At 42.2% G+C, this 24717-nt stretch carries 9 protein-coding genes; 1 reads left to right on the top strand and 8 read right to left on the bottom strand.

Annotation, left to right across the window (positions count from 1 at the left end; translation table 11 throughout):
* Positions 1-169 precede the first annotated feature (169 nt).
* From WC496_04110 to WC496_04085, 6 genes are all read right to left on the bottom strand, one after another.
* Positions 170-1102, bottom strand: coding sequence for a hypothetical protein (locus WC496_04110; protein MFA5292201.1), 933 nt, complete (start codon positions 1100-1102; stop codon positions 170-172).
* Between the two features lie 13 nt (positions 1103-1115).
* A complete protein-coding gene (locus WC496_04105) occupies positions 1116-7112 on the bottom strand; it encodes a LamG-like jellyroll fold domain-containing protein (GenBank protein ID MFA5292200.1) in 5997 nt (1998 codons plus the stop codon).
* 16 nt (positions 7113-7128) lie between these two features.
* The gene (locus tag WC496_04100) at positions 7129-9174 is read right to left on the bottom strand and encodes a tetratricopeptide repeat protein (GenBank protein ID MFA5292199.1); all 2046 of its coding nucleotides are present in this window, start codon (positions 9172-9174) and stop codon (positions 7129-7131) included.
* 539 nt (positions 9175-9713) lie between these two features.
* Positions 9714-10133, bottom strand: coding sequence for a VOC family protein (locus WC496_04095; protein MFA5292198.1), 420 nt, complete (start codon positions 10131-10133; stop codon positions 9714-9716).
* A 27-nt stretch (positions 10134-10160) separates the two neighbouring features.
* Entirely contained in the window at positions 10161-10646 is a 486-nt protein-coding gene (locus tag WC496_04090) for a LysM domain-containing protein (GenBank protein MFA5292197.1), read from the bottom strand.
* A 447-nt stretch (positions 10647-11093) separates the two neighbouring features.
* Positions 11094-14132: a glycoside hydrolase family 3 C-terminal domain-containing protein gene (locus WC496_04085; GenBank protein ID MFA5292196.1), complete on the bottom strand. Its 3039-nt coding sequence runs from the start codon at positions 14130-14132 to the stop codon at positions 11094-11096.
* A 173-nt stretch (positions 14133-14305) separates the two neighbouring features.
* Between WC496_04085 and WC496_04080 the strand changes: the two genes are divergently transcribed.
* Positions 14306-17155 (top strand): carbohydrate-binding protein, encoded by a 2850-nt coding sequence (locus WC496_04080; protein MFA5292195.1) that lies wholly within the window; start codon positions 14306-14308, stop codon positions 17153-17155.
* A gap of 46 nt (positions 17156-17201) precedes the next feature.
* Here the strand turns inward: WC496_04080 and WC496_04075 are convergent, their stop codons facing one another.
* Together WC496_04075 and WC496_04070 are read right to left on the bottom strand one after the other, a co-directional pair.
* A complete protein-coding gene (locus tag WC496_04075) occupies positions 17202-18962 on the bottom strand; it encodes a glucoamylase family protein (GenBank protein ID MFA5292194.1) in 1761 nt (586 codons plus the stop codon).
* A gap of 23 nt (positions 18963-18985) precedes the next feature.
* Entirely contained in the window at positions 18986-24559 is a 5574-nt protein-coding gene (locus WC496_04070; GenBank protein MFA5292193.1) for a beta-galactosidase, read from the bottom strand.
* Between the last annotated feature and the right edge of the window lie 158 nt (positions 24560-24717).

The following is a 24717-nucleotide window of genomic DNA, read 5'->3' as shown; positions in this document are numbered from 1 at the left end:
ATCATTTCTTTCAAGTATTAATTCGTCATCTATAGTGAAAAAATGCGTCGAAGTGGTAGTAATATTTGCTGCCGCCGCCGGCGACATCTATCATACAAACCGGCTCATCTATGCCGGGGCCGTATATATACTTTTTAATGAGCGAATTCTATCTTGAAATTAATTTATATTATTTTAAAATATAATCCACAGCAGCAGGCGGGAGACCGCTTTTGAGTAATGACTTTCTCATTGCATCCCAATCCGGCTCCTGGTAGCCAGGCATATCACTTTCTTTAAGGTTGTAGTGTCGTCTATCCACAAAACATACTTGCGAAAGCTTTGGTAATTTTTTTAAAACAGTTAAATCACCATCTACAATATTTGTCGAGTCAGGAAATTCAAAAATACGAAGATTTTTAAGATTAGCCATTGGTTTTAAGCTCTCAATATCCTTGCAATTGGGCAGATAAAACTCTTCTAATTTCTCAAGTTTTCCAACTGCATCAATTCTGTTTACGCGGCGGCAAGTATCTATGTGCAAAATTTGAAGTCCTTTAAGAACTTCAAGACCTTTTAATGAAGTCAGCTTTGAGGCCCAATGCAGCTCAAGAGTCTGTAGATTTTTGAGATTTGATATATCACCAATCCTTTCTATATTGCAAATTTTAAAACAGAGTTCTTCAAGATTTGGCAGATTAGAGAAAGCCGATAAATCTCTTTTATCCGACTTGTACTTGCACATAAGTATCCTTTTCAAGGATTTACATTCCAATACCGATTTTATCTTGGGACTCCAATCTAAGCCTACTTTCTCTAATTTTGGAAAACACGAAAAATCTATTTTAGTTTTATGGATAACTTGAAGTGTCAGCTCCTTCAAATCGGACAAATAATGAATCGGTGATATGTCCTCTCTTATGCCCGCCAGAATATCTAGTGACAATAAACCTTTTAGTTCTTTTAAAAATTCTAGATCTCTATCGTTCCAACCAAAAGCAATGTTCAAATCAAGTTCTTTTATTTTATTAGATAGAAAGTATTCTGTTATCTGCTTCGACCATCCAGTAGTCAAAACCAATTTCTTGCCATATTTACCTTGTTTGACGTCAAATTTTTTCATAAACCTTCACTTTTTATTTAGGTGGATCAATACCATACTTCGGCCAATTTTCTTTTCTAATAGGATTTCTGATGTTTTCTAATTTGTCCACTCCCCCCAATTTGTTAATTCTCGTTTGTTCTGCAATTCTTCGCTCTAAACTTGTACTTCCGGGCATAGGTTTTACTTTAACATTATCTATTTGAGATGGTTTAAGCTTCTTCATTAAATGTTCTTTTATCCTTGTTAAAAGACGTTTAGATTGACCTACATATGGTTTGCCGCTTTTTGAAGTAAATTCATAAATTCCCTCCTTAACAGCTTTAGTGGCTTTTGCGCCTTTTGTACCATATTTACCAGCCTTGGCAGTATCACCAACATATGGCATAATCGCGATTCCAGCTACGGCTGCATTAGTAATCTGCCCTCGCGCCCCATAAATCACCGCATTAACTAAATCAACAATACCTGTCGGGTCAAAAATGCCAGCTATATCAAGAGCCGTTTGAATTTTATCTAATGTCTCTTTACATAACCCAAACGGATCGACAAAGTTTAAAGGATTATTGTTGCAATAGGCATAAAGATTTAATCCATCTGCGTAGCCGATGGGGTCGGTTTGCAGGAATCTGCCGATACTCGGTTTGTAGTAGCGGGCGCGGTAACAATAGTTCCCTGTTTCTGAATCGTACTCTCTGCCGGTAAACATAAAACGATTAGCCACAGAGCTCACAGAGACCACAGAGCCATATTCATCACGAATTGTTACCGCTCCGAATACATCGTAGCTGTATTTCTCAATTGTGTTTCCACTATTATTTGAAAGAGCAACTACACTGCCAAGGCCGTCGAAGTGGTAGTAATATTTGCTGCCGCCGCCGGCGGCATCTATCATACAAACCGGCTCGTCAATCCCGGGGCCGTATATATACTTTTTAATGAGCGTGCCGGTTTCGCTGTATTCTGCAATCAAATCATCGCCGTCATAGGCGTATTTGATTATTACAGTTGTGCCGCTGAAAGTTGTTTTTTCAGTTCGCCTCCCTGCGAAGTCATAATTATAATGAGCAACCCTTTCGTTGGCAATGCTATTTACATCCGTCAGCCGGTTTTCGCAGTCATAGTAATACTTATACGTGCCGTCATTTATTAAATTTCCCTTACTGTCGTAACTGTAAGAAGTTACGCCGACTGCCGTGTATTGATTAAGACTGTTGTGCGAATAATACGTCGTCGAGCCTGCTGTAACCCGGTTCCAATTTCCGACGGCATCGTAATAATAATTGGCATCCGTTCCAAAGCCGGCCGCGTAATCTGCGCCGATGAGTTGATATAGTTTGTCGTAGAAGTACTCGCTTTCGTTGCCGTTGACTATCATATTCAAACTGTTATCAACGTTGTCGTACTGGCTGTATTCGATATCGATTGTGCCTGAGTTTGTATTATTGGTTATTCTTGTGAGCCTGTCGCCGATATCGTACTGATATACAATATTTGCGTCGTTGCCGTAGGCCAGCAGTGTTCTTCTCGATAATTCATCATAGTTGTATTCAGCTATCGTATCGCCCTGATAATTGATTTTTGTCAGGCGGGACAGGGCATCGTATTCATAAGTTACATTCGTATCATCCGGATAGACAAGTTTTGTTCGTCTGCCGATGATATCATAATCATATTTTACAGTTCGATTGTCTTTGTCAATCTGTTTAAGCCTCCCGATACGGTCATAGGCATAGCCTGCAAGGGTAGTTGTTCCTTGCTTTACATCGCGGAGTCTGCCTGCGATATCGTAGGTGTATGTTAGTGTTTGTTCGCCCGGCCGGGTTTTTGTACGCACCCGATTCAGCGCATCGTAAGTATAAGTAATGGTCTGATTGCCGCGGTTTTTGAAGCTTGTTATATTTGAAGTCGCATCGTAAGTGAATGTTTCATTTGAACCATCAGGGTAAGTTATCATTATAAGCCTGTCGAAGCCGTCGTATTCGTATTCGGTAGTATTGCCGTTGGCGTCCGTTATGGCCGATTGCAAACCGTTTGCGTTGTAGCAGTATTCGGTGATATTATTGTTCGCATCATTTGCCTCCCATACAAGTCCCCTGATATCATATTTGTATCGTGTAATATTGTCTTCCGCATCGGTAACAGATTTTAAATTTTGCCCTTTGTCGTAACTGAAATCGGTGCGATTGCCCAAAGGATTGACGGTGTATGCAAGGTCATCGAGAATATTATAATGATAGTTTTCAATCTGGTCGTTGGCGTCTGCTCTGACGTTTGTTACCTGTGTAAGCATTTTATTCGAGGTATAGGCGTAATTAGTAACAGTATTTAATGGTGCGGTAATTTGCGTCAGCAGGTTAAGCTGATTATATGCGAATTTGGTAATCTGATTATTGGCATCTTTTATTTCAATAACGTTTCCCTGTTTATCGTATTTATATTCGGTCGTTATATTAAGACCTTCGGTTTCATCCGTATCGACAATCGCTTTCCAGAGTCTGCCGCAATTCGGGTCATTGATGTCCATTGCGGGATAGTAAACATATCTTGTAACAATTCCATCCGGAGCGGCAGCGGTTTCAACCTGGCCGAAGCTGTTATATGTAAAGCTGATAACAGGGCTTTGGTTGCCGTCCGGCGTTGGGACCTGCGGCAGGGCGATGCTTTCGAGATTGCCGTTTGACTGGTTGTAATTAAAGATTGTTACATTTCCCCTGGCGTCCGTAATAGTATTTACAAGACTGAAGTTTTCATCATAAGTATAACGAGCGGTAATATTCGGTTCATTGATGCTGGGATTTGATTTCAGGCAGGTACTTAGAACATTGCCTTTTGAATCGTATTTCAGGTCGGTGCAATTGCCGGCAGGATTTATTATTCTTATAATATTTCTATTGGAGTCAAGCTCGTAATCTGTAACGTAACAGCCGTCAAATTCATAAAGTCTTTGTATTTCATATTCGGTCAGAGTCCTGCCGTAAATTTTTACTTCATCGATTATGCCGTCAAAGCTCCTGTTTATATCGATATCGCCGTTGTTAAAGGCAGCACCGATATAAAAATCTTTTGTGCCGGTGTTTGGCGGCCCTGCGATAAAATCGGCGGACCCTGCTTCCTGTCCGTCGATGAACAACTGCAAGGTATTGCTGTTGCAGGTTGCGGCTATGTAGTGCCATTGTCCCGTTGAGACTGCATTATCACTGATAACACTTTCTAATGTCGAACCTGTATAGAATCGAATCTCGATTTTGCCGCTTGTGTTTTCTCGTAAATCAAAATTATAGCCATCTGTTGAACTGGTATCGCATTTGGAAACTATTCCTGCGTAATCTGTATCGGCTTCTTTATATATCCATACAGAGATGGAAAATTTGTTCAAATCAAGGATGTCGTCATCTTTAACGCGTATGCTGTCGCCGTCGCCGTTAAACCTCAAAGCTCCGCCAACTTTGCCTGCTGCCGAAATGGGCTGATATGCCTTGCCGTTATTTTGCCCGACTGAATCGGTTATCGATATTCCCGGAGCTAAATATGGATAACTGTTGTTTTCATCGATGTCCCAGATGTATTCAAAATCCCAATTACTGAAAGTGGATTTCTGCATCATCTCGGCTGTGGTTTTTCCAGTGCCTTTGCCGGTATCAGATTGGCCGGAAATCTGGGAATCGTAATAGCAGGAAGTTATAGTTCCGCTGTTTGTTCCGCAAAAACCGCCGACATTATTTGTGCCTGATACTGAACTGGCTGAGTAACAATTTTCCGCCGAACCGCCGCTGTCATTTTTGCCGACCAGTCCGCCAACCCCATCGTTTCCTAAAACATCCGCAAGTGAATAACATTGTGACAAATTGCCTTTGTTATAACCCGCAAGTCCGCCGCAAACAGCTTTTCCCGCCGAATGTAGACAGCCGCTAAAGCAGTTGCAGGGTGTAACGCACCCGTATGGAGGGTACAAAGTATGATATGTAAACACTAAGGAAGATTCTACATAATTTCCTGCCTGGTCTCGTATTTCAGCCTTGTAAACACTATGTTCTGCCGCCAGCATTGCCGAAGTCGTATAGGTTGGGCTTGTAATCCAACCGCTGTTTTTTCCGCCGCCGGAAACGGATATGAAACGATACTCAACCGGCCCGCTTTGATCCGAAGCCGTAACCGCCGTCATAGTATGGTGCCAATAAAAATCATATGGAGGAGGCTCATGCCAGGCATAGGGTACAACCGTCCATACGCCATATTGCGGGTTTAAGGTGTAGCTCGGCGGGTTTACATCGGTCGAACCTGATACTGTTCCTGATGTGGAACATTTAACAATGGCACCTGAATTACAATAGCCAACCAGTCCTCCGACGTAATTTTGTCCGGTAATATCGATGTTTGTCAAATCAAGATTTTTAATTGCTCCGGTACTTATTTTGCCGAATAATCCGACATAATCAGTAGTCGGCCTGTTGATAAAAAGACCGTCTATCGTATGGCCTCTTCCATCAAAGCAGCCTGTAAAAGGATTGGAAGCAGTTCCGATTGGCTCAAAACCTGCGCCGCCTGCGGTCGAAGATGCGTCGATATCGCAGCCGAGGACATAACAGCCGCTAAGATTATTTTTTATATTCTGCAGTTGGGTTACGTTTGTGATTATGGCGGGATTTTCACAGCCGCAGTCGGAAGAAGTCAAATCCTCATCTAACGCCCAGTAAGAAATAAGTTTAGACTCTCTTGCAGAGTAAGCGGAACAGCCTTGTTTGTTTTCATTGTATATGATATTGCTGATTATGTTGTTGCTGTCATCATAAAAATTAAGGCTGTTAACATCCGTGCGGTCTTTTACCATAGTAAGATTGTACTGGGGTTCATAGGTAAAATCATAATAACCGTCACCGTATTTCTGATGAATAACTCTGTCATTGGAATCATAAGTATTTACGAGCCATGTTTGGCCGTTGGGGTCAGTAATTGATGTAAGATTGTGCCTGCTGTCATAATTATATGCCGTTACAAAATCAGCGGGATTTTTTACCGAGGTCAGATTATGGGTATTGTCGTTATAGCCGTACTCCCATACTATTCCGTCAAAAGCTGTTATCTTCCAAAGCAGACCATCTGAGTTATAGTTTAAGTTGATATTTCGGTTTAAATCATCTGTTATCGTGGTTAATTGTTTTAATGGGCCGGTTCCGGTGTAGGAAAAACTGATAGCGTTGCCCAAAGCGTCTTCTATTCGCCAAAGACAGCCGTCGGAATCGAATTTATATTTCATCCCGTATTTTTCATATAATGTAAATAAGCCGGCTTCTTTTAGAAAGTAATTTGAAATGTTTGTTGTATTGATATATTTGGCGGGATTCGAACCGTTAATTTTATTATAAATTAATCGGCATAGCTGGCCGTTGAAAAAGGTAATGGATGTTTCATTGACCTCGGCTGCTCTCAAATTGTAATTCATATCCCAGTTGTATCCGAAACGGGACGTTTTAACGTCCGGACTGACTATGGCATCGAAATGTGTGGTTGTTGACCAGATGTTATTATTGTTTTTTGCTCTATATGCGCAGTGATATGTGCCGGGTACCGTGAATTTACAGCTTAGCGCAACTGTTGTTGCACCGTTGATATCATAAGCTTCATCGGGTAAATACCAGGAATATTCAACAATACTGCCGCCATCTGGGTCATAAGCATTTCCTGTAAAATAGACCGTTCCTGAAATTGTAAAATCATTCTGATAAGACCTCTGAATCACAACATCGAGCTTTCTGCCTTTAACAACCAAATCAGTTGCTGAATAGACAAATCTTCCTGTCGAGACATTGACGGGGTCGGCCTTCTTATTTTGACTCATTGCGGGGTCTTCCGTTTTTGAATTCGGGTCCTCACTGTTGTCCTGTTGCTGGTCCGGACTGTCGGCTGCAGGCGGATTACCGCTGCTGCCGCCGCCGCTGTCTCCGTCCCCGCACGCAAGCAGACTTACAGGCAATAAAATTAAAATGATGAAAACCGGGAAAAATTTTAATAATCCTCTATAAATTTTCATTTGAGCGTTCCTTTTTTTAATTATGATTTTCCAGCCATTTCCGGGCTATTGGCGCAGCCTTGCAATTTGGATACCGTTCGAGCAGCCGCTGATAGGCAATTCTGATTTTGCCGTCAGCCTCATTTCCGGATATAATTTTTGCCCGGCGCATATTTTCATAAACCTGGGCTGTCATAAATTGTGTATTCCAGGCATAACCGCTGTCAGGATACAATTCCAAAATCCTTTGAAAGTAGTCCGCCGATTTAACATATTCGCCTGTTCTCAGGAAACTGTCACCGAGCATTTTATAAATTCGAATCTTCCCGGCCGGATCGACAGATTCGGTCAGCTTTTCTGCCTGGCACAATTTTATTGCTTCCTTAAAATAAGCATCTCCGTTTTCTCCTTCACATCGCAACCCTTTATCGTAAAACTCAGCGACTAAGTCGATAAGACCTTTTTCCGCGAATGGCGAATTTGAGTACTTTGTTTTGAATTGATTAAATACCTGTTTTGCGCCGGCCAAATCATTTTTCTCCAGACACGACCTGACGTTTAAACTGTATTTTATTAGGTCGCAATATATAACATATCTATTTGCGCCAAGTTTTATGATTTCTCCGCACATTACCTCGGCATGCTCTGCATATCCCCGTTTAAAAAATTCTTTGGTGATAAAGTAAAATGCCAAAGGAAGATTATCTTTGTTGGTGTAGTTCAATTTGAGTTTTGCTGTATCGTTTTGAGCTTGTTCTAATTTACCTTCCGCAATCTTTCCGCATATTTTTGCAGTGTCACAAATCAGCTTTGGATTTACGCTTGTATCGTAGTGATTGCATTCGCCAAGCTTATCGCAAATCAGCTCTAAAATTGGAATTACTTGGTTGTAGTTGTTGCTGCCCAAACATTTTTCCCAGCAGTAATTATCAAGAGAGTATAATATTCTGGCTGTAGTTGAATCCTTCCCGTACTTATCTATGAATTGTTCGAGTTCCTTGTAGGCCGACTCGTATTCTCCCGCATTTATTTTCGCTCTGATATCGATTGCCGAAACTTCCTTATAGGCGTTAAACGAATATGAGTTCTCGGGATAAAGAGATGCCAGGCGTGAATATAATTTCTTTGCACGTTCATAATTACGGCATTTAACATAATATTCTGCGGCATCATATAAAACCTCAGGTGTTTCTGCATCCTGCGAATATTCTGTTATGAGTTTATCTGTCAGGTCATCTGCTGGAACTAAATCGCTGATGCAAATCTTTTCCAAAATATTGTTTTTCGTAAGCCAGAATTCCGCTCTTCGGCTGTATTTATTATCAGGATAGGTTTGAATAATTTGGCTGCATAAAACTTTGGATTTTTCATATTCGGACTTTTCTGTATATTTCTTGGCCGCCGTATAAAGCACTTCCGCCATACTATCGCTGTCCGAATTTGCTGTATTTTGTAGCAAATCACTGATGTTGTAATAATTCCCATCTTCGAATTTTGTGTAAATCTCGTCTTTCATCAGTTCGGTCTTTGCTTTATTTGCGAACTTGTCCTGCGGGCAGAGCTTAATCATTCTCTGGTATAAATCTTTTGATTTATCGAACTGACGACTCCTGCTGTATTCACGGGCAATATCATAAATGGCCCCGGCGAAATAAGGTTTCCCTGAATTATTTGCTATCAACTGTTCTATAGCATCATTCGCCATTTCCTCCTTGCCGGCGTCTTTCATTGCCAAAATGTCGAGCTTTATCATTTTAAGCTCGGCTTCTTCTGCGCATTTGTCCTGCGGATATAATTGAATCAGCCGATTATACAATCCCCTGGCTCTGACATAGTCGTATCGTTTGGCATGGTAATCTGCGACATTGGAGATTGTTTTTGGCAAAGACGGCTCGTTTGAGTTGTCTGCGATAAGCTTCTCCGTCACTGTCGCAGCTTCGGAGAATTTACCGGAATCGATAAAATTATAGATTTTATCTCTGCTCGTTATTAAGGATACCGCTGGTTCCCCGGCGTGTACGAAAGCCTGCAAAGACAACAAAAAAACAATAACTGCGAATTTAAAGACAAATTTCTTATTCATTGCAAAAATCTCCTATTGTGATTGTGTAAATAGAATTGAGAAATTAAGAATACGTCTAAAAATAAAATATTGAGCAATCTTTTAATTGGCGACAAAAGAACTGAACGCATAATCTCCTCCAAACATAGTTGTGTAAACTATTTATTCTAAACGCACACAAAACATCCTTGTTCTCTTTATTCTCTAAATATACGTTTGCCGGATGAATCCAACACTCTCATCCGACTCTTCTCGAAATAAATTTAACTGCTATTGATATTTATTTTCAAGATTATTCTAAAATTATTTTTCTCCCCGGTGCCATACAGTTGTCACTGGCAATGGTTTTATTTCCAAAAATCCACAAATATTTTTACCTGTCTTGCTTTTATGATTACAGGATGAGAAGTCAGTAAAAATTTTTACAACAGGGGTATTTTAGGAAAGATTGTTAAGAAAGGAAGTTTACGTGAGTATTTGCAAAAAAAATGCAAGCGGGGAAAACATTCGAAAGATACCTTGCAGCGGAACTTCCACGTCTTTTCAGATATAAAATCCTGCTACCATTTTTCTTTTACGATACAATCGTTTCCGGTTAGCTGGCTGCTTTTATCTGTGTATTGATGGAGTTCTATATTAATGCCGTTGGGGTCGGTAAGCCAGGCCTGCCATGAATTATCGCTGCCGGTTTTTTTGTCAGAAATGGTAACGCCGCAACTTCTTATTTTCTCGATTGCCTTGTCGATATCATCTACTTCGAGGCAAAAATGTTTGATTACGGGGTCTTTGTCGGAAGAAACAGAGTCGGCATGGAAAATTTCGATAAAATTATTCTTATTGATTTGGAGATAGAAACCGAAGACTTTACCGTCTCGAATAAAGCTGAATTTCTTTGTCAGTCCAAGACAGGAACAGTAAAACTCTTCTGTCTTGTCCAGGTCCTTTGTCGAGACGCAGATATGTGCCATTGCTTTTATCATAGCTGTTCCCTTTTGTACCTTTGGATTTTATTTGGCGGGAATCTTCAACTGGGTACCAATAGTAAGATTGCTCTTGGCTGAAATCTTGGGATTCAGTTTGAGTATTTCTTTGAAGCGGTCGCCGTTACCGAGCTGCTTTTGGGCGATGCTCCAAAGACTGTCGCCGCTTTTTATGGTGTATAGTGTTGTAGTCCCCGGGATGGAACTCTCGGCCGGTGCAGCGGCTGTATTTTCATTCTCTGCTGTGGCGATTATTGTTTCCTCCGCGGCCGGGGCAGGGGTTTTAAGTTTTTCAATCTCAACATTGGCCTGTTGGAGCTGGTTATTTAAACTAATTACAATGCGTTCGTAATTACGCATTTTTTCCTGTGACGCTGTTTCTGACTGCTGCATCTTTGCCTGCATATCTGCGATTACTGCTTTGCTCTTTGCGTTTGTTATCATTATACCGCCTGTAGCTCCGGCTCCGAGTCCGACTATTGCGATAACGACCAGTACGATTATTTGTTTCATTTTCAACTTCCTTCAAAAAAATTCTAAAATCCTTTGCCAGATTATATCTTACATTTCGAATATGGCCACATAGAATATCAGTACCGTTTAAAAACATCAATATTTTTCGCTTTTCCTCTTACATGTTAAAATATTCTTCAAAATCCTGCACTTTTATGATAAACAATTGAAACCGTAATTATTACACAGTAGGGTGTAAAATAGGGGTGGTTTTAGATATTTAAAATTAATATAACTCTTTATTTTGCAAGCAATTACAAGTAAGGTGCGGATGCTGCAAACCCATTGGGATATACCCTGAGGTGCTAAACGAATGGCAGACACTCGATGTTTGAATTTATGCTACCTGTTTCCGCTCATTTTCGCTTATTTTCTCATATTCCACAGGACTTATATATTCCAATGAAGCATGGCGACGAACAGGTTCGAGTTCCGTAGTTTCAATTGTTAGAACAATTCGAAAGTGCCGGAAAGCCTGATATCTCTTGAACTGCTTCCTATCTGCACTTCAAACGTTCCCGGTTCGGCATACCATCGACTATTGGCAACGTCGTAAAAAGATAATGCGTTTTTATCGAGAGTAAATGTGACGGGTTTACTTTCGCCCGGCTGCAAATAAACCTTTTCAAACGACTTGAGTTCTTTAGGAGGTCTGGGTACTGAACTGACAATATCAGAAACGTAAAGCTGTACGACTTCGCTGCCTGCTTTTTGACCGATGTTCTGAACATTCAAAGATACTGTAAAGGTTCCATTCGATGCCAATGAGCTTGTGTCGATAACAAGGTCGCTGTACGCGAAAGTCGTATATGATAACCCGAAGCCGAAGGGGAATAGAGGTTCGACGTTTGCGTGGTCGAAGTAGCGGTAGCCGACAAAGATGCCTTCGGTGTAGACATTGCCCGGATAATTTGAATAGCAGGGGCTATCCTCCCAGTTTTTAATAAACGTAACAGGCAATTTGCCTGATGGATTTTCCCTGCCGAAAAGTATGTTCGCCGCCGCGTTGCCGCATTCCTGACCCGGGTACCACGCCTGTATTACAGCTGATACATTGTCTATCCAGCCGCTCATACCAACTTGCGGTCCGCTGAAGACGACAACGATTGTGTTGGGATTAACCGCAGCGACAGATTGTATTAACTGAATCTGTTCTACAGGCAGATCCATCGTGGCTTTGTCATTACCTTCTCCTTCGATATCACTCGAAAGTCCGACAAATAATACAGCTACATCGGCAGTGGCAGCTTTATTGATTGCCTCATTGAGCAAAGAACTGGGATTGAAACAGGCCAGTTCCGCGACGGCAGCACCGGTGTTTTCATAATATTCAATTACGAGATTATACTGCTGATTGGCATTCAGTGAAATATTGGTTGAAGTGAATTTTACGCTGTGGTCTGTCCAGTCGTTGATTAATAATTGGCCGTTGATATAGAGCCTGAATCCATCGTCTGTTGTCATGCCTAATTTATAAGTGCCGCTTGATGGGACGATAAGTTTGCCTATCCATCTTACGCTGAAGTTGTCGGCATTTATATTGCTGCCCGGGGAACCGAGCCCCCAGTTAAAGTTTATAGTTGTATCGACACGGGTTAAAACAGGCGTACCCTGCAGGTTTATATTATTGAAATATTCGGCGTTCATACCGTTTCGGCTCATATCCTGAACAAATAAATACGAAGGTTCGACAGGGGGCGAGTCGTTTTCGTTGAGAATCGAACCGGCACAATGTTCTATTGTAAGGTTAGCTCCTGCTGTATTTTGCAGTCCCTGCAGAGGCGATACAGAATAATACGGACTGACTAATGAGCTTCCTCCGCCGCCGGTTCTTGCTTTGTAAAGACTCGGGCCGATTGCCGCGATAGTAATATTGGCATTACTGTCCAAAGGCAATACGGAATTTTTGTTTTTCAGCAGTACTATCCCGGCAGTTGCCGTATCCAGTACAAGTTTATTATGCTCCGCTGTTTCTCCATCGGTGCCTTGCCAGACATCTTTGGTCATTCCGCTTTTGTATATCGCCCGCAGCACCCTGCGGACTTTATCATCGATAGTATTTATGCTTACCTGGCCGTTATTTACTGCCGCAAGCAGTTGTCCATTATCCCAGTAACCTTGTGATGGCATCTCAACGTCAAGTCCGTTATTTGCGGATTCTGCGGTACTGTGAACAGCGCCCCAGTCTGATACGATAAAGCCTTTAAAATTCCATTCGTCTTTTAATATGGTTTGCTGAAGAAAACTGTTCTCGGTGCAATGATAGCCGTTTAATTTATTATATGCTGTCATAACAGACCACACGCCGGCTTCGGTTACAGAAGCCTTGAACGCAGGCAAATATATTTCCTGCAAGGCACGCTGGTCAACCTGAATATCTATTGTGCCTCGCTGGTATTCCTGATTATTGCAGGCATAATGTTTCGCGCAGGCGATTGCTTTTTGCGACTGCACTCCTTCGATATATGCGACAGCCATTCTGGAGTTAAGAAAGGGGTCTTCGCCGAATGTTTCGAAATTTCGGCCGCCCTGAGGGATTCTGACTATATTCATACAGGGCGCCAGGATGATGTTCCTACCCTTGTTGCGCAATTCTTTTGCGATTGCCCGGCCGACCTGGTTTGCAAGGCTGATATCCCAGCTCGCTGAAAGTGCGATACTCGCCGGAAATGCTGTCGCAGTTCCTTCTCTGACACCGACAGGACCATCTGCCATATGCAGGGCCGGGATTCCCAATCGGCTGATGGCAGGCAGGTCCATCGAAGTTTCGCCATGGATAAGTTCTATTTTTTCTTCGAGCGTCATTTGGCTTATGAGAAATTCGATTTGTCCGTCTATAACAGAATCTGAAGTGTCTTCGTAACATCTATCAGTCGAATTGATTTGCATTTCCCATATCGAACTTCCCCATTCTGTCGCACGTGTAGTACAGTATATTTTGATATAGCGTGCGAAAGCCGGCGGAAAAGAAATATCATCCACCGCGCCGTCTCCGCTGCCTGTAGAAAAGACGGCGGCCCATTGATTCGTGTCCTGCGACAGCAAAATCTGGTATGCAGACGCGTAAGCTGTTTCCCAATAAATTTTTAATCCCTGCAACTGCCTGATTTGGCCCATATCGATAAGCAGCCATTGCCCATCCTGAAAATCACTTGACCATCGCGTCGTAAAATTGCCATCGACGGCTCTTTGCGGTACTAAATCGGAATTCTCCTGACTTGATGAGGTTGCTGTAAGAGAATTACAGTCCTTGTAGTACCATTGTTTGGCAAGCCCGTTGAAATCCAGAATATTTACATTGCCGCTGCCGTTGACGTCGCCGTCAGTAAAGGGCTGAACATCGTCGAGCCAATGCCCGCACATTACCGCCAGGTCTTTAATATTGACGATTTTGTCATTTGTGAAGTCGGCAGGTATCTGAGCTGACGTGCAGACTGAAATACACAAAACTATCGCATACAGTAAATATTTATTATTTCTAATCATTTGAACGTATCAATGATTATATCAATATGTCGTAAACTACAAACACCATTTTGCGACAAATATTATATAGGTCGCAAGATGGTTGAAATCATCCGCAAAATGGTGTTTTTTAATCTCTCCGATAAAAGTAAAACCACGGCAGATAGAATTACTTTTATTAAGGAGATATGTAAATGTGCAAAAAGTTATTTTTTCCAGTTTCTATTGTTGTTTTAATGTTTGGCATAATTGTGCCGGCAATTGAAAACGCAAATGCTGCCAACTATCCAAGAGAATGTGAGGATTATAATTCTGTTACCTGGGGCGGGACAGGAACTCCGGAGCAAATCAGACTTGAGTCCCATTCAGCCGCTTCCGGCGAAGAAGCTCTTCATATCGGTCCTGACTGGTCTCCTGACGATAGTTATGGTGTAAACGATGAAGCTGTTTATACCGTTAATTTACAGGAATGTGATAATGCTTCAATCAAAATCAAATATTCCGATGACGTGGCAGGCAATGTTATTAAAGTTTATTTGGATGATGTGGAAAAAGGGCAGTTTATAACATTTTTTACCGGCGGCTGGAATGTATTTGAATGGACAAATTCCATATCATTGGGTTCCATATCTGCCGGCCAGCACACAATCAAGCTGAAAGTCTCAACAGGCGGCAGTTATGGCGCTGTTTTGGATGTTTTCGAAATTCGCAACTCTATGGAGGATATGGTATCGTATCTCAAAAGCTCTATAAACGCTAACACAGGCCTGGTAAAATCTCGCGAAGGAGAAGAGTATAATGGTACAACTGTTTACAAAAACGCACTTTCCGCAATGGCGTTTATCCATCAGGGTGATACCAATTCTGCAAATGGGATTTTTAACTTTTTTAAGTCAGTTTATGATGCTGACCCTAATGATTTCCATGGATTCGTACAATGGTGGGATGCGGGTACCGGCCAACCGATTGAGTCGGATTACTGGGTTGGTGATAACGCGTTTCTGCTGATTGCCTTGAATTACTATAATCAGGTTAATAATGGTCTTGGCGATTATGCAGACCTGTCCGATGCACTCGTTGAATGGCTTACCGAGGAAGGAAATGATTGCAGCTCGATTATAGGCGAAGGCGTAGCAGATATGTATGCAGCTCTGGCTCCTTTTGAAGGCGATGAAGATGTGGATATGGCTTTAATTAAACTTAAGGCCAGATTTTATGATGAAGTATCCTATGCCGGTATTTTAGACCACACGACACGTGCTTCTCTAATCTTTGGCGACCTTGATGGATTCAATTATCTGGACAATTTTGAACGAACTGAAACATGGGATTACGACAATATTACAACCGTTTCAGGATACAGTGCATTTGATAGTGAGGACTTTATTAACATCGAAATAAGCGCGCAGTTACTAAACGTATGGGGTATATGGAGTTCGGATTTGGCGATAGATTTATCCGGCCTTAAAGAAGAACTCGAAAAAACATGGCTGAATGGAACAGTTGAACCTAATTCCTGCGGGCTTCCTTATTATGTGACAGACAGTGGTTTTGATTATGCGTATTCTATGCCTATAATAGACTCTACGGCATATATGCTGTTTTCTTACTGGAATTTCAATTCCTGTGCGCCAGGTAAGGAATATGCCACAATAAGTTTTGATTTTTGCGAATGTGAAGATTATAACTCCGTTACTTTTGGCGGTGTAGGAACCAGTGGAATTAGGCTGGAAGCCAAAACAAATGCCTCCAGCTGCCAGGTCCTTCATATCGGTCCCGACTGGTCTCCGGACAATAGTTATGGTGTAAATGACGAAGCGACATATATGGTTGATTTGCAGGATTATAATTACGCTTCAATAAAGGTCAGGTATGCCGATGACGTTGCGGGCAATGTTATTAAAATCTATTTGGATGATGTTGAGAAAGGACAATTTACCACATTGGATACCGGCACCTGGAATGATTTTGAATGGACAGAGCCGATATCACTCGGTGCTATAACAGAGGGCCAGCATTCTATTAAGTTGAAAGTCGCAACAGGCGGCAGCTATGGTTTGGGATTGGATGTATTTAAAATCGAACGGCGGAATATTGTACATTTTAGTATGCCTTATTCCCAGCGACAGCAGGCCAATTACAGTGGGGCTGCCTGTATGAAAATGGCACTCGATTATGAAGGTATAAACGCGTATACACAAGCCGACCTGCATAGCTACGGTGTTGCGAATAATTATAATCAGGACGGCAATTACGTAGACCCGCACGGAATGTATATAACGTTGAATCATTATGAATTGAACGCAAATTATAATTATTCTGCTATGAGCGCTACGACATTAAATGATGCTTATCATAGCATTTGTTACTGGATTGAGTACGATATAGCAGGAGCAACTCCGCAGAATATGCCGACAATCATTCCGCTCGGCGGCAATTATGAAAACTGGGTTCTTGTTAACGGCTTCAGCGCAAGCGCAAATCCATGGGCAACTTCGAACTATACAGTTTACGGGTTCTGGATTACCGACCCGAGCGCAAGCGGTATTGGCGAAAACGTTTATAAAACCGCCGCTGAACTGGCCAATGATTATATTATGCTCGATACCACCGATACCTGGGATGGCAAATATGTCACAGTATGCGAGCCTCCTGCTAAGCAGGCACAGGTAACCATAGCTCAACCTGTTAAATACAAAGAGAAGCTCAATTCGAAGAAGGATATTATAGATGCCGCTGTTAAAGGTCTGCAGGATAATGTTCTGAAATCAGACAAAGGGTTCGAGACAGCTTATATCGGCTCGTATCCGGGCAAGCCGGTTCAAATTAAAGACGATTCCGGCAGCTATTTCATTGTTCCGTTTGTAAAGAATAACGGCTGTTCAGTGGCAGTAATTGTAGATGCCGCGGATGGCACATTCAGACAGGCTTCTTACAGTAAAACACCTGATGCCGGTTATTTGAAACGGTTCGAAGGTAAAAAAGGCAAGGAATTCAGATCGCATAAAGGCAAAAATGCTTTCCTGCCGCAAGTAACAGATTAGTTATAGAAGAGTATGAATGTTTAAAAGGGTGGGACCTTTGCGGTTCTCACCCTTTTTGTTTGAATATGATTTTATCAATAATAAGCCTTCCGGATTTTGCCTTTGTGCACTGATTTGTATAGTACCACGGCTTGGCCCAAAGTTTTATAGTCAGTTTATTAACCGCATAAGGTTTTGACAGCATTCCAAATATAGAGGAGTCCGGAATATTATGCTGCTTCAGTTCAGGCGTTATGCCATCTATAAAAGTATATTGTGATTGCCCCTGGTCGTCGTATAGATAAATCCTGACTCCGCCAAAAGCTTCTTTTGAGCTTCCGCTGCATACAATTTGAATCCCGTCGAGATTTCTTCCGTCTATTTGTGGAAAGATTATATCAATATTGATTTCACTGGCTTGCTCATCGCCTGCCGTAAAATCGGCAACTAAACCTTCAGCAGTGAATTTTGCGTCAACTTTACTGCCTCCCAAGGCGGCGGTATTTAAAATAATTCCTTCCGGCTGTTTCATATCTAAAGCAATATTTTTAGAAGTTTTTCCCGCAGGCGAAGACTGAGGCGGTGAAGTGTCTCTTTCTGCCCATTTTTTCAGGAGATTCGGGTCCTTCGCAAGGCGAGTTTCTAATAATTTGAAACCATTTTTGACTAACCTGTCTTGTGCGAAATATTTGCGCACCATACCATCTTCGAGAAAATTCGTTAAAGACAAAAACAGCATCGCCTGGTCCAGCGACAGGTATCTGTCGTCGACTTTACCATTTCGAATGTCGATAGAATCACAAAATCCGAAATGTTTGTCTGCTGTCAAAGGTTTTCGCATTCCCATCGCGTCAAGCCGGTGTAAATTTTCGATTACGTGACGTGGATAATATTCTATCACCAGTACCGAAGCGTGCGGCGTTACAACCCACCACGGCAAAAATCCTCCTTCGGTATAACCTTTGCCGGGTATATTGCAGTTTGACCATCCCCATACTTTCAATCCGCGGTTCTGTGCCTGCTGAATCTGATGCCATGCGAAGTCGCCTATAGAACTTCCTATTTCAGTTCTGTCCGGCGGGTCTAAAAATATCGCATCCATTGCCGCCATAAAAATTCCGCCGAACCAGTAGCCCGGCTCGTAAAATGTCAGTCCGTCAGCTTGAATTTTTTGGCGTTTCGCATCGTCCCATATTTTCACTGGTCCGTTTCCGCTTGCAATCATATAAAACATAACCAGCCTGCAGTCGGAAGCCAGCCAGAAATTTCCCAGTCCTATGGGCCTGTCGTTTTTAATATCATATCCCCAATACGTATTGCCGGTGGCGGCATCATAAAGTGTGCTCCATTTTACCCGTTCAATCAATGGCGAGGCCTTGTCGGCCAGTTCCGGAAAGAATTGCCGGACAAGTATCAGCCCCGTGATAAGTTTATTAAAATCCGATACTGCCATAACGCCGTCAGCCATTTTCGTATCGCCGCCGACATCAATCCAGTTGTAAATGAATCCGTTGCGTGATTCGATTTTTTCAATAGATTCGATTATTTTGGTTATTCGCGCCAAAGCATCTGCTCTTGAAATAAACCCCATTTTCTCGGCAGGGCCTATGGCGGAAAGATATAATCCGATATTTGTGGTGTTGGTATTGCCGCCGGGTGTTTGTGAATCGGTTGGGAATCCTGTTTCTTTGGCGAGATGACTGTCAAGATAAACCCATGTTTGCTTAAGGATTTCACGAAGATATATTTCGTCCTGCTTTGAACAATTGCCGGATACATTAGCGACAATGAGTATCATAATCAATCCTGAAAAATAAAACTTTTTCATCACTGGAATAATCCTTTAAAAGATTAAGGGTTATCGAATGGTACTATCAAACCGCTAAATGGCGGCAAATTAACCTTTTTATTATTGAATGATATTTTTCCCTCAAGAGTCTGATTGTGATAATTCAGCATAAAAAAGTATCCGCCGCCTGTTTTATTGAAACGCGTCCGTGTTATAATCATCGGATTATCACAGGTAACAGGACCTTTGAAATTCATATCGAGACTTAAATGCTGCCATGCTTTTTTGTGTGCCGTAGCCTGATAGATAAATCCTGTTCCAAGAATCGATGCCGAACCTTTGCCGCATTTGACTTTAATACCGCACGATTTGCCGTTGCGCGTTGATGCGATAACCTCTCCATGCGGTGCGTTGAATGTTTCAATATAACTGATTGCGTGTATATCTTCATTTGTTTTGACCCAGCGAATCATTCCATCGCTGTCTGTTTTTACTTCCTCACTGTTTATGCCGAGACCATCTGCGAGAATTGAACATGGATTGGCGTTAAGGTCGAATTTTGGCAGTGTCGGAAAACAAATCAAGTGTCCGCCTCGCCGAACATAATCTAATAATAAATGTTGAGTATTTTCATCCATCTGTTCCGTGCAGGCCATCCAAATCTGTTTATACCGGTCAAGTTGAGAATCAGCATTTGTAATATCGACAGCATCATATTCCTGATTGTCCATCGCAATAAGTTTGCCGAGACTTTCAAAAAGCAATTCATCCGTAACCATTCGCGTATCGAGCTTGCAGTCAGCGAGCAAAAATTCATCAAGATTTTCCCCTGTAAACAGTGGACTGGTGAATTCGCGGTAATAATAAGGCGGATAAAATGCCAAAGCCTGTAAAGCTTTGTTTTGACTTTCGCAAAGTCTTTGGCCGTGCGTATTGATAAATTCATTTATATTTTTTGTTACAGGATAGTTTTCTGATGGTTCTCCTTTGACATTTAAAGGTGTTTGCAGATAAAACGACGAATCGTAAATTCCCCAGCCGGGCGGATTTTGCCCCTGGCTGAACATATAATAATTCATCGCGACTGCGCCATTCGCAAGGCATGCTTTATAGAATAGTTCCATTTCGTTTGGATAAACGCAAACACACGCCTCGCGTGTGCCAGCCTGAAGTTCTGCGATATACGTCGGCCCGCGATTACCCTGAATCGCTTTCGTAAAAGCATTGATAAGCCGGTCATCGTGAAAATTGCGATATGACGGATTTTCAGGGATATGGTCGACTCCGAGCAGGATATCGGGATAAAGCCGTGATAACTTATGATACATCGACAGACAAACCGGCATACTTTTGGCTCGTCCATAAACCCAACCCGGCACATTATGAAATAGCGGAACATTTACATTGTGTTCACGAATTTCTTTAATGAGCCATCCGATATACTCGGCATAAAAATCCCGATGAAAACTTTCCCAGTCCCTGTATGCGAAATGGTCAGCTCTTGAAACTGCTCTGCCTGCCGGTGCTTCAACATCTTCGAAAGTTGAATAGTTGCTGCCATAGTGTTTATTCAATTCGCCAATATCTGTGTAATGATTTTCCAGATATTTACGGTATTCCATCAGAGATTCCGGGCTGTAATCACCGCTGCCGCCGAGCCATTGGAACAAACCAGCTTCATTGCAAACCTGCACCATTATGACAGGTCCGCCATTTGAGTTCTGGTTTTTCGCAATTAGCGGCATTACCGCGTCATACCATTGCATAACTTTTCTTTTATAATCCGGATGAACAAGGCAGGTGTATTTGACAGGATAAGGCCTGCCGTTAAAATCACAGGCTAATGTCGCCGGGTATTTTTCAAAAAACCATTTCGGAATCCCATGCATAGTCAATTCAGCGAGAATATATGGCCCGGGCTTTAGAATGAGATTCAATTCTAATTTTTTACACAGTTTGATAAATCGTTCAAGATTAAGATTTGCACCGTATTTACCGCTAAAGTCCGGCTCGCCTTCGATTTGTTCGTGCAGAGACCATGGCACATAAGATGAGACCGTATTCAAACCAGCCTCTTTTATCATTTGAAGATGTTTTGGCCACAGGTCGGCATCGACGCGAAAATAATGCATTTCGCCGCTCAAAATAAAATAACTTTCGCCATTTCGTTGGAATGCCTGGTCGTTAAAAGATAATCCGCAAGTCTGCTGTTGTTTTTGTTTTAATGCCTGAGGTATCATTTTTGTCTCCTGAACAATTAGCTCTGTTCCTGCTGGGACTGCAAAGCCATTCGGCGGTTTTTTAGTATAATTCAATTTAAGTGTAACTTTGCCGTTCGTATCTCGTTTGATATTATAACTAATAGGACCCCATAATGTTTGCAAATTTCTGACCGATATGCCCTTATCGAGCCATTTGTCCGGTATCGCTGCTGCGAGCACAAGCCTGCCCCGGTCTTCATAAACGAGCATATCCCGAATCGAATTGATTAACTCCGCACCGACCCATGTATGCGGCATATCGCCAATATAACTTGGAGTTCGAAGATCGCCGTGCACAACTTCGGCCAGATGGTTCCACGCGGCAGGTCTTACGCCGTCATTTACAAAGAAATCGAGCAGCGTTCTGGCGTCTGCGCTTCTGCCCATCCGAATCATAGCGCCGATATTTCGAACTTCATAAGGCGTATATGAACTGCGTTTGTCTGCCGGCTGCGCTGCTCTTTGGATGCAATCCTGCATATATTTGTCGTAAGTTGCTTCAAGAGCGTCTTCTGGCAGATTGTCACGTTCATCGGCTATCATAATTCCGATAGATGTCGATGTCGGGTCGAAATCGCCAAGCTCCGCGCAGGCAGGAAGTGTTTTGAGATTATCGCGTTGTCGAACTTTTTCCATAGATTCGAACAGTGATTTGCGAAGTTCTTTTTCAAAACCATTAAGCCACACGGCGTCATCTTTATATCCGAGCCGCAGGGCGATGGTCTGTGCATCCTGCAGGCCTTTAAGTGCAAAAAAATCGTCCCAATAGCTGTGCTTTGCGGGGAAATATCCTTCATGGCTGTTGGATTGCGGTAAGATTCCTTCGTATTCTGTTCCTTTATACTGTTCTGTCAGACGCTGGTTACGCAGGTTCTCCATATATTTCATAGCCGCTTTTAATTTCGGCCAGCTCATCTGGGCGATACTATTGTCATCGGTAATTTCTGTAACTTCCCGGACAAGGAACGCATATTCTCCAAACGAATCGTATTCGCCCCAGGTATCGGCAAAACCGACCGGATTGCCTGTTTTGGTTTCGACAATGAACGGAATAAATCCGTCATCTTTGATTAGTCCTGTGAACCATTGCAGGTATTTTTTGCCGAAATCGAGCATTCCGAATCTCATCATCGCCGTTGCGCTGATTGCGCCGTCGCGTATCCACGAATTGTTATAGTTTCGCGAGCCGGGCTGAGTTGCAGGCCCATCGGCATTGATAAGAAGATAAGCGAGATTGGAGCGGATGAGATTGGCTAATTTTTTGTCAGGAATATTGATGTCCCAGTCGCCGGTCAGTTGCCGCCAGTATTTCAGGGATTTTTTCATTTCGCTGCTGAAGAACTCTTCATAGCTGCCGCTGACTGAAATATTTGTCTTGTCGGTATTTGGATAAATTGCCAGTATTGTTTTCGTTTCGCCGCCGGCCAGATGGTAATTGTATCGTGCGCCCGCTGAAATAATACCTTCCGGCGAAGAAACAGAATTGCCGTCAGATTTTTTATCTGTAAGACATTCGATTATATCGATTGAATCTGCCGTAGGTTTTTGACTGTAAAGTGATTGAAAGGATGGCTTCGGATAAAGCCGCAAAGCCTGTGTGTCATTGAGTATTAAGGTGTTTTCATTATCCTGCCAATTGGCTTGTTTAATGGAAGAATAGCCGCCGAATTGCCATGGCGGGTTTATTTGTAATGGCCTTGCCGCCAGCAGAAGAGAAATGTCACGAGCTTTTTTACTTGTATTTTTTAAGGTATAAAGCACAATCGTAGTGTCTGGTTCGATTGTGTTTGCAGTTATATTTAGTGATATGTCATTACCTTGCCATTTTACAGATGGGATAGGTGCCCAGTCATCTGCAAGAGATTGAGTGAGTTTGAAATTTTTGGCACTGAGCAGTTTGCCGTCGATTATCAGGGCAGGTGTTACGCTGAAATTTCTAAGTCCCGATTCTACTTTTCCGTATTCATCCAGCAGCGATTCGTTGAAACTTCCGGAAAGTCCTGTAACTGTCCAGAATGCCTGCTCTCTCCGCAGCCAGCCGGGAAACATTCCATCAGGCAGTCGCTGTGCGAGCATTTCAAAATGTCTTACCGGCGTCCACGCTTCGCTTGTTCCTTTAATTTGTATGTCTGAGATGCGGACAGGTTCTGCTTCGAATACAAGCCGCAGTTTTTTGGTATTAACAGCCGAGAAAAACAAATCTTCCGTATTATTAACACCGGCCTTTTTATTCATAATGATTTGCCATTGGTCGCTGTCTTCGGCAAGTGCCTCGATTTTGCAGGCTGGTGAATTTTGTTGTGCCCAGTTGATTTGCAGACCTCCGATACCGAATTTATGCGGGAAGGTTAGTTCAAGAGTTGTGTTTTCGCCGTTATCAGGTCCCGATTGCCAGTAAGTATCTGCTTTTCCGTCTAATACTGCCAGAGCATCAGTACCATTGGCCGATGACGAGGCGTTTGCGAGTATTTGGTTTTCTTTTCCTAATATTTCTATTTCCCAGAGAGAATAACCCCAGCCTGTACCGCGTTTATGACCGACAAAACGGACCGCCCTGGTTTTTCGCAGGCCGAAATATATTTCATCGACTCCGCCGTCGCCGTATTGTATTTTGCTTGCGGTTTCCCATTTACCGTTATCTGCGAGTGTTTCAATCTCATAATTTCTGCCGTATGCGGTTTCCCAGTGAAGTTTCAGGCCGACCAGTTCTGTTGGTGTATTGAAATCGATTTGCAGCCATTCATTATCATTTGAACTGCTTGACCAGCGTGTGTCCATTTTTCCGTCCATTGCCATAGCCGCGGTCATTTCTTTTTGTTCTGAACTGGCAGAGATTGTCGCTGATGGTAGAGGAGTTAGAGTTGCTTTGGTAATTTCATTATCACTGAATACTTCAATTTTGCTAAATGAGATAGTGCCGTTATCGTTAGGATAGCCGTTGACGACCAGAGCAAACTCTCTAACAGCCTGAGCATCTATTTGTTTTTTTGCATCTTCGAGGTTGAATTCTATATTAGTCTGGCTGATATTGGTGCCTGTTACAAAAGAGCCTTTGCCGCCGTCATGGAGCCAAAGGTTTAGTTTGCCATCGCTATTATTGGTGTCGATTGATGCGTATACTCGAATTTTTTGCCATGATGTTATATCGATAGGTGTTGCGGGGAAGTATTTCAGTTCTACACCATCGCGGTCTCCTTGCCATTTTAGGGATAATGCCTGTTTGACCATAATAACTTGCGAAGAGCCATTAATATTAGCAGGTTTCCATTTTGCAAGACATTGATTGCTGTCAAAGTCTTCAAAAATATACCACTGTTCTGCGAGTGTGGAAGCTGTAAAGAAGACAAGAAATATGAGTAAAAAAGCTGATTTCATGGCAAATTTCTCCAATTTTTTGCGTTTTTTAACAGATTTTTGATAATTTTCAAGGTTAAAAGAGTTAAATATGTAAAAGCGTTTTCACTGCATAATTTTCTATAATTCCCATAAAAAGTCAAGAAAAAAATACTAAAAAGAGTGTTTTGTGCGGAACT

The sequence above is a fragment of the Phycisphaerae bacterium genome (assembly GCA_041652575.1).
Lineage (GTDB): Bacteria > Planctomycetota > Phycisphaerae > Sedimentisphaerales > UBA12454 > UBA12454.
This window is presented reverse-complemented; position numbering and strand designations above follow the sequence as displayed.